This window comes from Paenibacillus sp. FSL H8-0175 (assembly GCF_045040615.1).
In the GTDB taxonomy this organism is placed as follows: domain Bacteria; phylum Bacillota; class Bacilli; order Paenibacillales; family Paenibacillaceae; genus Paenibacillus_AQ; species Paenibacillus_AQ odorifer.
Genome location: NZ_CP150299.1, coordinates 4,252,105 through 4,268,085 on the forward strand (window position 1 = coordinate 4,252,105; position 15,981 = coordinate 4,268,085).

General features: G+C 44.4%; 15 protein-coding genes. 1 reads left to right on the forward strand and 14 read right to left on the reverse strand.

Features of this window, described 5'->3' with window-relative positions:
• Positions 1-186: 186 nt before the first annotated feature.
• From MHH46_RS18840 to sleB, 11 genes are all read right to left on the reverse strand, one after another.
• Entirely contained in the window at positions 187-1,473 is a 1,287-nt protein-coding gene (locus MHH46_RS18840; protein ID WP_036688393.1) for a competence/damage-inducible protein A, read from the reverse strand.
• Positions 1,474-1,581: 108 nt separating this feature from the next.
• Entirely contained in the window at positions 1,582-2,169 is a 588-nt protein-coding gene (gene pgsA / locus MHH46_RS18845; protein WP_036688397.1) for a CDP-diacylglycerol--glycerol-3-phosphate 3-phosphatidyltransferase, read from the reverse strand.
• Positions 2,170-2,324: 155 nt separating this feature from the next.
• Positions 2,325-2,816 (reverse strand): YajQ family cyclic di-GMP-binding protein, encoded by a 492-nt coding sequence (locus MHH46_RS18850; RefSeq protein WP_076127877.1) that lies wholly within the window; start codon positions 2,814-2,816, stop codon positions 2,325-2,327.
• Between the two features lie 210 nt (positions 2,817-3,026).
• Entirely contained in the window at positions 3,027-3,188 is a 162-nt protein-coding gene (locus MHH46_RS18855) for a hypothetical protein (RefSeq protein WP_169744781.1), read from the reverse strand.
• Between the two features lie 79 nt (positions 3,189-3,267).
• Positions 3,268-4,200, reverse strand: a complete 933-nt coding sequence (locus MHH46_RS18860; RefSeq protein ID WP_076179903.1) for a RodZ domain-containing protein — start codon at positions 4,198-4,200, stop codon at positions 3,268-3,270.
• A 93-nt stretch (positions 4,201-4,293) separates the two neighbouring features.
• Positions 4,294-5,061 carry a DUF3388 domain-containing protein gene (locus tag MHH46_RS18865; protein WP_036688406.1) on the reverse strand — a complete coding sequence of 256 codons (768 nt, stop codon included), beginning with the start codon at positions 5,059-5,061 and terminating at the stop codon, positions 4,294-4,296.
• 177 nt (positions 5,062-5,238) lie between these two features.
• Positions 5,239-5,502 (reverse strand): DUF3243 domain-containing protein, encoded by a 264-nt coding sequence (locus tag MHH46_RS18870; RefSeq protein ID WP_036688409.1) that lies wholly within the window; start codon positions 5,500-5,502, stop codon positions 5,239-5,241.
• A gap of 137 nt (positions 5,503-5,639) precedes the next feature.
• On the reverse strand, positions 5,640-6,407 hold the full coding sequence (ymfI, locus tag MHH46_RS18875) for an elongation factor P 5-aminopentanone reductase (protein ID WP_036688412.1): 768 nt from the start codon (positions 6,405-6,407) through the stop codon (positions 5,640-5,642).
• Complete coding sequence (gene yfmH / locus MHH46_RS18880; RefSeq protein ID WP_076179904.1) at positions 6,408-7,688, reverse strand: EF-P 5-aminopentanol modification-associated protein YfmH; 1,281 nt, start codon at positions 7,686-7,688, stop codon at positions 6,408-6,410.
• A 2-nt stretch (positions 7,689-7,690) separates the two neighbouring features.
• Positions 7,691-8,929 (reverse strand): EF-P 5-aminopentanol modification-associated protein YfmF, encoded by a 1,239-nt coding sequence (gene yfmF, locus MHH46_RS18885; protein ID WP_254848801.1) that lies wholly within the window; start codon positions 8,927-8,929, stop codon positions 7,691-7,693.
• A 176-nt stretch (positions 8,930-9,105) separates the two neighbouring features.
• Positions 9,106-9,972, reverse strand: a complete 867-nt coding sequence (sleB, locus tag MHH46_RS18890; RefSeq protein ID WP_076127869.1) for a spore cortex-lytic enzyme — start codon at positions 9,970-9,972, stop codon at positions 9,106-9,108.
• 172 nt (positions 9,973-10,144) lie between these two features.
• On the opposite strand from sleB, the gene MHH46_RS18895 reads away from it, so the two are divergent.
• Complete coding sequence (locus MHH46_RS18895) at positions 10,145-12,109, forward strand: AraC family transcriptional regulator (protein WP_076190918.1); 1,965 nt, start codon at positions 10,145-10,147, stop codon at positions 12,107-12,109.
• Between the two features lie 89 nt (positions 12,110-12,198).
• Here MHH46_RS18895 and MHH46_RS18900 read toward each other — a convergent pair whose 3' ends face one another.
• The 3 genes from MHH46_RS18900 to MHH46_RS18910 all read right to left on the reverse strand — a co-directional run bounded on the left by MHH46_RS18900 (position 12,199) and on the right by MHH46_RS18910 (position 15,914).
• Positions 12,199-14,859 carry a DNA translocase FtsK gene (locus MHH46_RS18900; protein WP_076190915.1) on the reverse strand — a complete coding sequence of 887 codons (2,661 nt, stop codon included), beginning with the start codon at positions 14,857-14,859 and terminating at the stop codon, positions 12,199-12,201.
• Positions 14,860-14,937: 78 nt separating this feature from the next.
• A complete protein-coding gene (locus MHH46_RS18905; protein ID WP_076127863.1) occupies positions 14,938-15,150 on the reverse strand; it encodes a YlzJ-like family protein in 213 nt (70 codons plus the stop codon).
• Entirely contained in the window at positions 15,147-15,914 is a 768-nt protein-coding gene (locus MHH46_RS18910; RefSeq protein ID WP_076136428.1) for a ClpP family protease, read from the reverse strand. The genes MHH46_RS18905 and MHH46_RS18910 overlap by 4 nt, the downstream gene beginning before the upstream one ends.
• Between the last annotated feature and the right edge of the window lie 67 nt (positions 15,915-15,981).

Consider the following 15,981-nt stretch of genomic DNA (forward strand, 5'->3'; position numbering starts at 1 on the left):
TTATTGTAAGCCTCCCTCCGGAGATAGAAGTTAATTAAATTCCCCACTTCACCGGACATCAACGACTTATGATCATGAGTAGTCATCGTGATCAAAATCTCTGCAAATATACAAAAAACCGCAGCAAAGAAATCTCAGTGCCACGGTTCTTCCGTATGTGTTTATTATAACTGGGCTAATCTCCCATTACAAGTCTGAACCCTCAAGAGGTGTCTCCACCTTGCGTTCCTCAAGTCTCCGCCACAGACGATACAGCAGAGCCTTTACAGTACGCAACCGGATATTTTCCCGTGTACCTTTAAGATTAAGCTCATAGACCTCTGTCTTACGTCCCCGTTCAGCCAAGCCGATAAATACAAGTCCAACAGGCTTGCGCTCAGAATAACCCGGTCCAGCCACACCCGTAACAGATAAGCCGAAATCGCTGTCAGCAATCATTCTCACTTGGTCAGCCAACACCTCGGCAACTTCTCGACTTACGGCTCCAGGAGCATTGGGTCCCTCCAAATAAGCACTTGGCACATTCAGTAACTTTTTCTTTAAGTCATTCGAATAGCAGACGATTCCGCCGGCAAACATCGAAGCACTGCCTGGAATATTTGTTATGCTCTCCATCAGCAAACCTCCGGTGCAGCTCTCTGCCGCACTTAAGGTCAGGCCGGCATCCGCCATCCAATCCACAATCAATTGCTCCAGCGGCACATCAATGTTCGCATACAAATGTTCCGGCAAAATCTCCTTGATTTGTTGTTCCAGTATCTCCAGCTTTTTTGTAGCTTCATGCTCAGAAGGGGCCTTTGTCGAAATACGAACAGTTACCTCTCCCTCTTTGGCATACGGAGCAATCGTTGGATCAGTCTGACTGCGAATCAGTTCGATGAGCTTGTCCTCCAGCAGTGATTCTCCGATGCCGGCAAATTTGAGCATTTTTGAATAAAGCGGTGTTTCGTTCGTCAAGGCGTGCTGCTGTAGCCACGGTACTGCTTTATCTACGAACATCGGTTTCATCTCACGAGGTGGACCTGGAAGCACAATATAATATTTCTTCTCATGCTCAAAAGCAATCCCAACCGCAAGACCGATTTCATTCGGCAACGGTGTAGTTCCTTCAATTATAAGTGCCTGTTTGCGGTTATTTTCGGTCATAACGATCTTACGATCATCAAAGAAACGTTGTACATGATCCATCGCCAAACGATCAATATGGAGCGTTCTACCTAGCGATGCAGCCAGTGCGTCTTTAGTCAGATCATCCTCAGTGGGGCCAATTCCGCCCGTAAAGATAATAACGTCAGCCCGACTCTGAGCGATCTCGATGGCTTGCTGTAGGCGGCTGCTGTTATCACCGACAACGGTTTGAAAGTATACATCGATCCCGATGGCAGCTAGCTCGATAGACAAAAACTGGGCATTACTATTCACGATTTGACCGAGCAAAAGCTCTGTCCCTACTGCAATAATCTCCGCTTTCATACCTGGCTTTCGCCTCCTCGTTATAATGTAGGTACACTGCTTTTGGATTTCAAAAAAGGTAATAGGTGCTTCACCTATTACCTTTCCTTGTATATCCAGCTTACATGCTTACGCATTATGCAGCTGTAGCAGATCCTTATTCTTCACAAAATAATCAATTCCAGAATAAATAGTGATCAGCGCTGCGGCCCAAATAGCAATATCGTCTACAGGAATACTGACAAATTGAAATGGGAAATTATTCAACAACAGCAGTGAGATCGCAACAATTTGTACAACCGTCTTTATCTTGCCCCATTTGCTGGCGGCAACCACTTTTCCCTCTAGCAATGCAATCTGGCGAAGTCCGGTGACTGCAAACTCACGACTGATGATTACAATAGCAATCCATGAATCGCATCTGCCCAGCTCCACAAGTGAAATCAGAACTGCAGATACCAGCAGTTTGTCCGCAAGTGGATCAAGGAGTTTACCGAGATTGGTGACCATATTATATTTCCTAGCAATGTAGCCGTCTATTCCATCCGTGCTGGCCGCAAGCAAAAAGATTACAGCTGCTACCAAATGATTAACAGATAGCTGAAACGAGCCCCAATGTATCGGTTCTGGATAAAAACTGAAATCCACCAGTAAAAAAAACATCATAATCGGGATCAGGCAAATACGAGCTAGCGTGATGCGGTTGGGCAAATTCACTGAAGTTTTCCTCCCCTAAATCGTTCATACAAATTGCCTAAATCAGGCTAATCCATTTCTACTTAAGCAAGTATATTATAGCAATAAATAGGTGTCAAAAAAACAGAAAGCACCCCGCGTTGTTAGTGCTAATAAGCACTGCGGGGCACAAAATTCTATTTCATGTTCATGAATTGTAGATCCAGCGGCAAATCAGCTTTACGCAAGATCTGAATAATCTGCTGCAAATCGTCGCGGCTCTTACCGGTTACACGAATTTGATCCCCTTGGATTTGGCTCTTCACCTTTAATTTTGAATCACGGATCAGAATATTAATTTTTTTCGCATTCTCCTGATCAATGCCTTGCTTAAGCCCTAAACGTTGACGTACAGATCCCAGGGAAGCCGGTTCTACTTTACCGAAATCCAGATTTTTTAGGGTAATGCCTCTTTTCACCATCTTTGATTGTAAAATATCAATAACAGCGTTGAGCTTATATTCGTCTTCAGAGGCGATTATAAGTGCGTCTTTCTCCAGCTTCAGACTGCTTTTGCTGTTCTTAAAATCAAAGCGGTTGTCGATCTCTTTCTCTGTTTGGTGAATAGCATTCGTTAACTCCTGCATATCCATTTTGGATACAATATCAAATGAACATTCTGAACTCATTAAACTCCACGTCCTTTATACAATTAGTCTGCTACTATTATAAGAGAATGGTACTATTAAGTCTAATTTTGGATAAATCATTATGTAGCTCACCCGACATAGAAAACAGCCCCACTAAGTGGAGCTTTTCCTTCGAGTGAGTTTGGTTCAAAGGGTAGAAACACGTCTCCACCGGAAGTACGCCGTTGGAGACGTTCATTTCTACAGCTTCTATCTGCTTCGGACCGGATTACGAAACATATCCAGAATTCCTAGCACAATATGTGCAATACCGAATCCGAGAATTCCGTATCCCCAAGCACCTGGTGTCAAATAGTATCCGATGAGACTGACAACAACCCCAAGGCCAGCTACAATCCAGCTAACTGTCATAAGATGTACACCTCACTTTGGCTAAAACTGAAAACAGTCTTATGTTCTCCCTAAAGCCAAAGTCTATACATCCTATTTGTTATTCGCCTGTCCCGTCACTTTGGGTACCTTCACTTCCAGAACCGTCGTCAAGATTAAGCAGGAGACGTGAGGACGTCTTCTCATCCGTGATTACTTGACCATTTACGGTAATTTCAGTTGCTGGGGAATACCCAGACTTAATATACATGCCCTCACTACCAAGAACGAAGCTCATAGTTTCTCCTGCTGCAGTATTTCCGAAGGAGAGTTTTTCACCTTTAGAGTTTTCGCCTTTGTAAACTTCAAGCCAGCTTACTCCGGATGCAACAATCTCAACCTTAACTTCGCTTCCGGCAGGAGCTGTAACCTTAAATTTCGTTGTTTTGCCTGACTTCCCATCTGGTGTAACTGTGATCGATTGAGGAGACGGCGTTGGTGTCGGTGTTGGCGTAGGCTCCGTAGTTGGCTCAGTAGTTGCTTCTGCACCTGCCGAGGAAGTAGGCGCTACTACACCGCCTCCTGATGCGGGTGGAGATGTTTGTGCTGTATTAGGATCCTGCACATTATTGGTGATATTTGTTTGATCAACTTGATCAGGGTCTGCTTTGTTTAAACTAGAAGCATAAATGTAAATCACCACAATAATCAATATAGGGAATGTCCACATCAGCACCGTTGGCAGCCATTTTGCATTCCGTTCGGTTTCGGGTCTACGGCTGCGCTTTTGAATCACCGTCTCCATGGTCGTGTCTGCGGGTGGTGCAGGTACGTTCCCATGCTCCTCGAGCAGTTCGTCAGGACTCATGCCTACTGCTTCTGCATACGTTTTGATAAACGCCCTCACATAAAAACTTCCTGGAAGCACCTTGTAGTCTCCAGACTCGATGGCCTCCAAATACTTTTTGCGAATTTTTGTTACTTCCTGGACATCGTCAAGACTCATCCCTTTTTGCAGACGTGCCTCTTTCAATTGCCGGCCCAGTTCCGACATACCATCACCTCCTGTAAGTTCTATGAATGTAAACTTCCTTAACCAGCTTTATAAAAAAACATGCTCGGAAGTGTATTCTTCATCGTTTGTGTTCTATAAATCATCACTGTAGCTCGTCGTAAATGACTCGTACAAGATTTCTTCCGTTGGATTATTCCGCAGCTCAATAATAATATCAAAGTCATCATAACTATACTCAGATTCGCGTACGAAAATATCTGGATGCTCAATAACCTTTGTGCTTGGCATGCTCATAACATTTTGCAATAAATTATAATGTTTCTCATTAGAGCGGATCGTACTAACTATACCATCAATTATAAATACATTATGTGGGTTCATCTCATCTTCAGCCAATTGACTGCGCACCGTCTGCCGCAATAATGTGGAGGAGACAAATGTCCAGCGTTTCATAGCACAGACACTGCCAGCTATAATGGATTCCGTCTTTCCTACACGGGGCATACCACGAAGTCCTATAACCTGATTCCCATCTTTTTTAAACAGCTCACCGAGAAAATCAACCAATAGACCTAGCTCATCGCGGGTGAAACGAAACGTCTTCCGATCATCTGAATCCCGTTCAATATATCGCCCATGGCGCACAGCCAGCTTGTCCACGAGCCTTGGAGACCGCAGAGCTGAAACTGTAATATTATCAACTTTTTTGAGCATTTCGCCCATCAGCATAATTTTCTCATCATCATTGGTCTCCAGCAACATTCCGCGAGTTTTTCCTTCAACTCCATTAATCGTCAGAATGTTAACTTCCAGCATCCCTAACATTGAAGCGATATCACCAAGCAGACCGGGTCTGTTCTTGTGAATCTTGTATTCCATATACCACTGTTTATATTCCACTTGTACACCTCATAGATTCCTTTTCCCTACCCTTTGCCAATACAGCAAAAAAAGCTGCCCCGGCAAAGCGGTCTTTTACACGGGTCATGTTAATGATATATAAAATAAAAATGAAAGGCAAGGTCAGTCCTGTAATAATTGCAGAAAAGCTCCCACAGGGGGAGCTTTTCCGCAAGCTTAGGCGTTGTCTTTCGCCAACTTGACCATGAGTTTAGCAATCGTTTGCTTTTCTTCATCGTTGCCGACATCCCATAGCTCTTTGATCGCACGGTTTTGAGTGTTTGCTGGATCCACTTTTTCATCAAGGAATTCCCCGATTTCAAAAGCCAGCTTTGAGATTGTATCTTGACTCATCCCAAGTTTCTCCGCCTGTACAACCCGTTTACCTAGGAATTTCTTCCAGGTGTCAAAATTTTTGATTACGCTATCGTCTTGTGTCATCTTAAATCCTCCTTCATGTTTACGGTCAAACACCTGCATACAGGCTGTAAGCCGCCTTACGAGAGATTAAAAAACAACACTTATAATATGTCTCAGACGATAGATTCTTATGCTGGAGCTTTTCTCCAAGTTAAGCATTAAGTAATCCAGCCACCGTTAGGGCTAATGATCTGCCCAGTAATATACCCGGATTCAGGCAATGCTAAAAAGTAAATCAGTGAGGAGATCTCGTTCGGTGTAGCCAAACGTCCCGCCGGAATCTCATCCTCCAGCATCCGGACCTCATCCTCCTGTAGGTTAGACAACATATTCGTATTAACCGCTCCTGGAGCTACCGCGTTCACAGTTACGCCAGAAGGTGCTAGTTCCTTGGCTAACGCCTTAGTAAACGCATTTACTCCGCCTTTACTGGCTGAATAAGCGACCTCGCAAGAGGCTCCCGATATTCCCCACACGGAAGAAACGTTGATGATTCGACCATAACGCTGGGATACCATGTACGGCATAAAAATCTGGCTGCACATAAAGGTACCTTTCAAGTTAATGGCCATAATATCATCCCATTCCTCTTCACTCACATCAGCCAGCATCCCATAATGAGATTTACCGGCATTGTTGACAAGAATATCCGGCTGCATTCCATTACTTTCAAGCTTCTCCGCCATTCGTACAATCTGACTGCGATCCTTCATATCCGCATTTACAGTCATTACCTTTGCTCCAAGAGCCATACAACGCCGAGCGACATCATTAGCAGCTTCATGTGAGTGCTTGTAGTGAATAACAATATTCATGCCTACAGAGGCAAACCGTTCTGCAATGGCGCCACCGATTCCCCCGCTGCCCCCTGTCACCAGAACTGTCATTTCTCCTAATGGTTTGTTGCTCTCTCCCAAAAGCGCCATTTAAGGACTCACCACTAGTGAAACAGCGAGCTGCTCCCAATTTACATGGGCATGTAAACGCTCATTCACTTCAGCTAAAGTAATCGATTCGTAAATAGGCAGAACTTCAAACAGGTCACCACCGCGGAATTGGTAACGTGTAAATTCATGTGCGATACTTTCAGGGGAGTTCAGCATGCGCAAATATCCGCCTATTTTCTTTTTCCGTGCCCGCTCGAAATCCTTCTCAGCAAAGCCAGACTTTAAGATCTGATCCACTTCTTCTTTAATTCGTTTTAGCAGCAAATCCGGGTCTTTGGTATCTCCACCCATAGCTGAAAAAGCATATTGTTCTGAACTATTAAATTCATGGCCAAAGCTGTCTGAGATCAGTTCTTCATCATAGAGTTTTTGGTACAACGCTGTGCTGCTGCCAACCAGCAAATCAAGCATAAGCTTTGTGGCGAGATCACGCTTAAGCGCAGCTTCACCTGTAAGACCATCAACTTTTTCCTTAAATCCAAACATAATCTTAGGCATCGAAACAGCGAGTTTGCTTTCTAAGCGCTTCGTAGCGACTTGTTCCGGCTCCTCTTCAAAAATACGCTTAATCTCACCTTGTTTACCATAAGATTTCCCCTGCTGATTGCTGCGAATCAAGGAGAATACCTTCTCCGGATCCACACCACCCACTACGAACAACAGCATATTGCTGGGATGATAAAAAGAGTTGTAACAAGTGTACAGTGTTTCTTTCGTAATCGTACTAATCGACTCTATAGTTCCGGCAATATCAATCCGAACCGGATGTTTCGAATACATCGCCTCAATAAGGCCAAAGTACACGCGCCAGTCTGGATTATCTGCATACATATTGATTTCTTGACCAATGATCCCTTTTTCCTTTTCTACATTCTCATCCGTAAAATAAGGTCGTTGTACAAAATCAACGAGTGTACTAAGGTTGGTCTCTATGTTCTCTGTTGCCGAGAAAAGATAAACCGTCTGATCAAAACTTGTAAAAGCGTTAGCTGAAGCTCCATTTGAAGCAAAAGTGGCAAAAATATCGCCTTCTGGCTCTTCAAACATTTTGTGCTCCAAAAAGTGAGCTATACCATCAGGAACAGTGGTCTCTTCTCCACCTGCGACATGAAAATGGTTATCTACAGAACCATATTTAGTTGCAAATGTGGCGTAAGTTTTTTTGAATGTTGGTTTTGGCAATACATAAACCTGAAGCCCATTCTCCATCACCTCATGATAAAGGGTCTCTTGAAGTCTGTCGTATTGAATCTGTTCCATCTCTATTCCTCCTTCCCTGTCAAGAAATAAATCGTATCCAGCTGAAAGGTCTCCGCTGCAGCTTTTACTTCCCCTGCACCGATTTGTTCCACCTCTTCTAGCAGCTGATCCGCTGTCCGTTCTTTTCCTGACAACTGGCGGTTGAAGTCGTAAGAGATCATCTCAAAAGCAGAATCCGGAATCTCGGAAAGCTGATTGCGGATCATGGCTTTGGTCTGGCTTAACTCCAGATCACTGATATTGCCAGCTTTCATCTCTTCCAGTTGTTTCTCTATAATTTCAACAGCTTTGTTGTAATTTTGCGTTTCGATGCCTGATTGTATCGTTCCAATCCCCTTGTGACCGTCATAGCGTGAAGAAGCATAGTATGCAAGACTGGCTTTCTCCCGTACATTGACGAAGAGTTTGGAGTGTGGATACCCTCCTAATATTCCGTTGTACATAAGTGCGGACGCATATGTATCGTCCTTATACGTAATCGATGTGCGCAGACCCATGTTCAACTTGCCCTGACTGACATCCAGCTTCTCCTCTACCGTCCGTACCTCGCTGACGGATACTGGGACAAACTTGGAGCTATATAAGCCCACCTCCGACTGAATGCGTCCGAAGTGATGCTGCACAAGCTTTTCAACTTCCTCAGTAGTCGTATCTCCCACAACATAGAGATCCAAAATAGCTCCATCCAGCCATGAGTTATAAGATTCGTACAAACTTTTTGGAGTAATCCGATCCAAATCCGCTCTTTGACCCAGTGGATGAAGGCGATAGGGCTCGTTACGGCACATTTCTTCGATACAGCGTTCCGCAGCATAACGAATCTTATCATTTACGATAGATTCCAGCTTCTTGCGCACTGTTTCACGCTCTGTTGCAACATAGGAAGAACGGAAGCTTCCATCCTCCACCAACGGACGGGTCAGGACTTCTCCTAGGAAAGCAAAGGATTGTTCAAGCAAGCTCTCCTGACTCTGCACGAAGGAGTCATTAATGGTGTCCATGCGAAACTGAACAATCTGATAATCGCCTCTTTTATAAATATCAAAACCAAATCCAGCGCCATACAGCTCCTCCAAACGCTCGCGGAATTGAGTAGTCTCTGGATAAGAAGCGGTACCTCTGCGGAGCACAAATGGGGCAAGTGCTGTAGGGGTTACCGTATCCTCATTAAGTGGGACGCCGGCATAAAGTGAGATGGCGTAGGTCTTGAACGCCTTGGTAGGCATCACGTGAATACGCATACCTGCAACGTTGCCATGCTGAAATACATTATTAGTCAAGTCCAAAACTCCTTTACCGCGTGGATAGTTGCTCATTAACATGTTTATGAATTAATAACCATTCTAAACCATTCCAAAGTAAGGAAGCAACCGGATGCCTCTTCCCGGTTGCTCTCTGGATTTACTTCTTTACTTATCTACATACAGAAAATATGCTGGCCGATAGTCTTGACCTGTGGACGAGTCCAAATCCATTTGGAGGTCGCCGTTTTAGGGTTGAAATAATACAAACATCCACCCGAAGGATCCCAGCCATTCAGCGCTTGCTGCACTGCTTTTCGTGCCTGCTCATTTGGTTCCAAATAAATCTGCCCGTCAGCTACAGCTGTAAAAGCTCCCGGCTGAAAAATAACGCCAGACGGCGTATTTGGAAAGCTCGGAGATTTTACCCGGTTCAAGATTACTGCAGCAACAGCAACTTGTCCTTCGAAAGGTTCACCTCTTGACTCACCATAGACGGCATTAGCCATAATTTTGAGATCATTTTCTGATAATCCCATCGTATTCCCTGAAGACAGAGACGCTGAATCCGAATTATTGGTTGTATTTGTTTTGTTACCGGTGTTGTTGTTTGCTGTATTATTTCCGGTTGCTGAAGCCGACTCTGTCGGCTTCCAGTTCTTAGTTGCGTTATACAATTTCAGCTTAGTCTTAGCGCCTACGATGCCATCAGACTTCATTCCAAACTTCCATTGAAACCACGTTACTGAATTTTTCGTTTTCGGACCAAACTGACTGTCTATTTTCCCTTCATAAAAGCCCAGATGTTTTAAACGTCCTTGCAACTCATAAACATCCTGACCAGAAGAACCGAGTTTAATCGGAGTCGTGCTGAAGGCAGGCAAGGCCTCTTCTTCAGGATGATTTAGTTCATGGACAAATGACGCAGCAGCACTTTGCTTGGTCTGTAGTATGCCATTACCCTGGAGCAGCATTCCTGCAAACGGCGCGGCAGCAAGTGCAAGGGTTAAAGAAGCAAAGATCCACAACTTATGTTTCTTCATAGGGGTTCGCTCTACCTTTCTTTTGTGAGTTCTGCATGGATGGCTAAAGTTATTATGACGACTGTCAGGACATCCTATGCATTACTAAAAAAGAAGTAATAGCATTTCATTGTAATTGAGAATAATTATCAACTATAATCGAAATAAGAAAACGTTGGAGTTGATATTAATCATGAATTTAAAGGACCACATTTTATTGTGGAACCACGCATTAATAGAAATTATTGATATACGCCATACTTTTCAACGATCTAGTGATCTGAATTCACATTATCAGCTGCCCTCAAGCGCATTCTTGTTGATCATAAACGGCAAAGCCGAAATACTGATTGACGAGATCCCGCATGAGATCGGCAACTTTCATATCCTTCATGGTGGAAAAGGAATGAACATTCAATTTTTACGCACGGAGGAACTACTGGAGTATTACTTAATTTTATATAAAACAAACCTCTCACTCGCCTCACGCAACAATCTAAAAGCAATTATGGAACACAATAATCCCTTCAATCTCCAATATGGATTTACGCCTACTAGTCCACTGCCCTTATTTGATAAGATGGAGAACATGTTTACTGATTGGGGCAAAACAGGTCTTTTGGATCGGCTGCATGTTAAAACACTGTTTTATCAATGGATTTATGAGATGCTTAGGCAGCTGCATACGCTGGAAACACAGTTAATCCAACCTGATCCGCTAGATCAAGCAATTCGCTATATGCAGACTTATTATAAGGAAACCTTCTCTCTTGAAAAATTAGCTAAAGCGGTAAACAGCAGCCCTAGAACATTATCCAGATTATTCAGAACACGGCTGCAGACTAGCCCTGCTCAGTACTTAATCAGCATCCGCATGGAAAAATCGAAAATACTGCTCCTGAACACTGAGGCGAGCTTGCATGACATCGCAATTGCAGTAGGTTATCCTGATGGCTATTATCTAGGAAAAATGTTCAAAAAATATTACGGAACCTCCCCTGTCCGATACAAAAATAAATTGATCACCCAACCCAGTTGGCGTGATATGCCATCCCAAGGTGCGCAAACTGACATTGCCCGAACACAACCTCTCCGTTATATTGATTATGATAATCATTATCATTATAACGGAGAAGGGGAATTACCAATGTTTAGAAATGCCAAACCATCATTACTGCTCACCCTGTTATTATGCTTTACCATAGTGTTAAGCGCTTGTTCCACGGGAACCACAAATTCAAATGCGTCAAGCAATGGGACACCAACCCCCTCAGCAGAAACAAGTACAGGAGCAAATACAGACAAAGCTGCTGTCGAACAACAAACCCGGATAATTTCCACAGTTAAAGGAGACATTGCCGTTCCCACTAGTCCACAAAGAGTCGTAGTTCTTTATTTGCTCGGTGATGTACTGGCTCTAGGCATTAAACCTATAGGTGTATCCGATGTGTCCGAGGGTGCTGCATTTGAAGATGAGCTAAAAGATGTGCAAAAGCTTGGCACCTGGTTTGAGGCTAGCCCTGAAGCAATCCTTGCTCTAAATCCTGATCTTATCATCGTGCCGTCAGAGGAAACTTATGAAGCCCTCCACCAAATTGCACCAACAGTGTTAGTTCCGTATGAAAAAATGTCAACAGAAGAACGGGTGTCCTTTATTGGACAAGTCGTAGGCAAAGAAGATCAAGCAAAAGAATTATTTACTGATTTCCATAAAAAAGTTGAAGACAGCAAACAAAAGCTGCAAGAAGCTGGTATTCTGGATCACACAATATCCATCATGGAAGGTGGAAAAGACAACAGTATGGCTGTTGTGGCAAGCAAACAATTCGGACGTGGTTCGCAAATCATTTATGAATATTTAGGCATGAAGGCGCCGGAAATCATTCAACAGAAAATAGATACGGCGACTGGTGCGGATGGCGAATCCGTATCCTTTGAAGTCCTTGGCAAATACAGCGGTGACTATATCTTCCGCTCCTCTTATGATGGTATGGCTGATCTGACCCAAAACCCAATTTGGAACAATATCCCTGCCGTGAAAGAAGGCCGTTTGATGGAAATTGATTTTGGATTAGGTTATTACAGTGATATCTATTCTCTAAATGTGCAACTGGATTATATTGTTGAAGCTTTGCTTGCTGCACCAAGAGTCAAATAAGTACTCAGGATACAAAAAAGAGATGGTCCACTTCATAAAGTGGCCATCTCTTTTACTGTCTATTGAAGATTTCGACGGGCTTGTCCAGCTTAGGAGCTGATCTTGTTATGCTGATATTGCTCAAGTGACACCAGCACCTCACGCGGCTTGCTGCCCTCGTAAGGACCGATGACTCCACGAGCCTCCATAGAGTCAATCAACCGGGCTGCACGGGTATAACCGACACGCATACGACGCTGTAGCAGCGACACTGAAGCCTGCTTAGCCTCCAGCACAATTTGTACGGCCTGCTCGTATAATTCATCCTGCGGCTCCTGATCCTCAGTGATTGTATCATCCACTTCAGGAACGATGGACTCATCGTATTCGGCTTCACCTTGACTGCTGACATATTGAACAATAGTCTCTACTTCTTGGTCGCTCATAAAAGCTCCCTGTACACGAATAGGTTTAGATGCGCCCATTGGCAAGAACAACATATCACCTCGGCCTAACAACTTCTCTGCACCGGGCATATCCAAAATGGTACGTGAATCCACATTGGACGATACGCCAAAAGCGATCCGGGATGGAATATTAGCTTTAATTAAACCTGTGATTACATCTACTGAAGGGCGTTGTGTAGCGATAATTAAATGAATTCCAGCCGCCCGCGCCATTTGTGCAAGTCGGCAAATTGCATCCTCGACATCATTGGCTGCAACCATCATCAAATCCGCAAGCTCGTCCACAATAACAACGATATACGGGAGAATTGCCGCTGGATTCTCAGCCATTAGCTTATTATAACCTTCCATATTCCGTGTTCCCGATTTGGAGAATAGCTCGTAACGCTTCTCCATTTCCACAACAATCTTCTTCAAAGCAAGACTTGCCCGCTTGGGATCTGTGACAACCGGAGCCAGAAGATGGGGAATTCCGTTATACACATTCAGCTCTACCATCTTAGGATCGACCATGAGGAATTTGACTTCATCAGGTTTAGCTTTGTATAAGATGCTTGTTATAATCCCGTTGATGCAGACTGATTTACCGGAGCCTGTTGCACCGGCCACCAATAAATGGGGCATCTTAGCCAGATTGCCAATAATGGTCTGGCCGGAAATATCACGGCCAAAAGCAATCGATAATCTGGATTCAGCCTCCTGAAAAATCTGTGTTTCCATAACTTCGCGCATGGTAACAATAGACACCTCAGAGTTCGGAACTTCTATCCCAATTGCAGATTTACCCGGAATCGGCGCTTCCATCCGAATGTCTTTGGCTGCAAGTGCAAGGGCAATGTCATCCGTCAGATTTACAATACGGCTAACCTTAACCCCAATATCCGGTTGTATCTCATACCTCGTAACCGCTGGGCCTCTTACTACCTCCAGCACCTTAGCCCGTACCCCAAAGCTTTCAAGTGTTGCTTCTAACTTACGGGCTGTCTGCATATAATCATTCTGATCTCCAGCTTTGCCACCATTGTTAGGTTTGGCTAGAAGACGGAACGATGGCAGCTTATATGGCTTCGGTGGAGGTGGTGCTGGAGGAGCAGGAATAATCTCTCCATCTGGAGAAGCACCTAGCAGGCCTTCCAAGTCTATGCTTACATTCTCCTCAGACTCATCCGTAGACTGCTGCTTAACGGCATTAGGTCCGGCTACAGCAGGTTTAGCTGCTTCACCACGAGCTGCGGGTGAGAATTCACTCCACTCTTCCCGGTCTTCTTCGTTTAACCCTTCTGAACGGATATGTTCAAAGAAGTCACGAATAATAGGCGTCACAGGTTCAATATCCAGATCCGCATCATCAAAATCATGATCGATATCGTCTAATGGAATTACATGACTATCTGGAGTTAATCCCGAAATAATCGGACCAGTTGAAGCACTTGCCACAATTGGACCCTGATCGTCATAATCAGAATCTGCTTCCACCTGTGAACGCGTGGAGCCTGAGAACCAGCCAGATATTTTTTTCAAAAGGACAGGTTGTTTGCGATTAGGCAAATACCGATCGTCTTCGTCTTCTTCCTCCTCGTCATCATAGACAGGCTGCTTCACCTGCCGAGCCTTAGCTGGAGCAGCGGCTCTAGAAGGTCTGGCCGCTACGGGAACCGCCTTCGGACGGTTTGCAGCATGGAGACGAATCCCCTCCACAAACTTAACCAAGCGCACTCGCAAAAGCGTAAAAATCTCCACATAGGACAAGTTGGTAATTAGCATAAAGCTGATCGCCAGCATGACGATCATAAGCAGCTTAGCGCCCAGACTACCAAAAAGCCATAACAGCGCTGCATACTCCAACCCGCCGATGTACCCTCCGCTTATATCCTTACCCAGCATATAGACATTGCTTTCGTTCGAGCCAGGTGAAAGTGATCCCGAAAGATCATTATGTATTTGTGTCATTACATTGCCAGGATGTAACAAAGACAACGGGCCAAGCTTCTGCTCCATTGCAGATATTGTGCTCATAAGGCACATAGACAATAGAAGCAGAAGCACGCCAGTATGCCTGCTGTTCCACGAGGAAGGCCATCTTCGATGGATCATCACCATAAGTCCATAAAAAATGCCGATAAGCGGCAACACAAAATAAAATCTCCCTAATAAGTAACCCGCCATACTTGAAAGTGAGCGCCCTACGGCTGCTTCACCAGACAGTGCAATGACGGAAATAGTTATTAATAAAATTCCATATATTTCATATTTTAAAACGCTGCCGAGCAGCGCTTTTTTCTTCTTCTTTTTTCGTTTAGCCACGCCAGCCACCCCCGGAACAACATTATACCATATAATGGCGTGGCGTACCTATGTTCTCTTTTGTCAGAAAATGAATCTTTATGTTAATGTAATTATCGAACCTGGAGAGAACGCCGGATCTAGATAACGGTTCAGCGGACAATCCAATAATCTCACAATCCGCGCACGTCCTTCCTCCATCGGTTCAACCTGCATCAGCATGCCCTGCACACTAACTTCTCGGGTTGCGGCATAATTGTTAAATGCCCCCTCCCACACCTGTTCCATTGCAACTACTGTGTACAGTGTCATTGCGTAATCCCTCCTGGAGTCGATGCTGAGAAATCCCCGCCGATCATTCGGTTAAGATGCGCAAGTGCCGCTCCGATCCCGCCGACCTCATCCATCAGACCATATTTAACGGCATCCAAGCCCCCCACAGCCGTCCCGATATCACGATTGAGCTCACCTGTCTTAAACATGAGATCACGGAACTGTTCTTCAGAAATGCGCGAATGGGAAGTCACAAATTTAACGACACGTTCCTGCATTTTCTCCATATACTCGAAAGTTTGCGGCACTCCGATCACTAAACCATTCATTCGAATCGGATGAATCGTCATCGTTGCACTTTCAGCAATAATCGAATAAGTGGAGGAAACTGCAATCGGCACCCCGATGCTGTGCCCGCCTCCAATGACTACGGTTACCGTTGGCTTGGAGAGGGATGCAATCATTTCCGCAATTGCTAATCCCGCTTCTACATCTCCACCTACCGTATTTAAAATGATAAGCAGGCCTTTGATGTTTTTATTCTGCTCAGCTGCCACCAGCTGCGGAATGATATGCTCATACTTTGTTGTTTTGTTCTGTGGAGGCATAACAATATGTCCTTCAATCTGACCAATAATCGTTAAGCAAAAAATATCAGGCTCTCCACTTGGGACTACTGTTTGTCCAAGCTCCTTAATCGCTCCCATTGTAGTGGGCGGCATATTTTCATTAGGATTCGGATTAGTTTCTCCTGGGACAACTTCCTCATTTTTTGCTCCATTTGATCCTTCGATGTAGTTCATCTTCGCAGCTCTCCCTTGTTATATGCAGCTCTAGTCTGCTGTTGCCTTACTAACAATCCTTAGTATG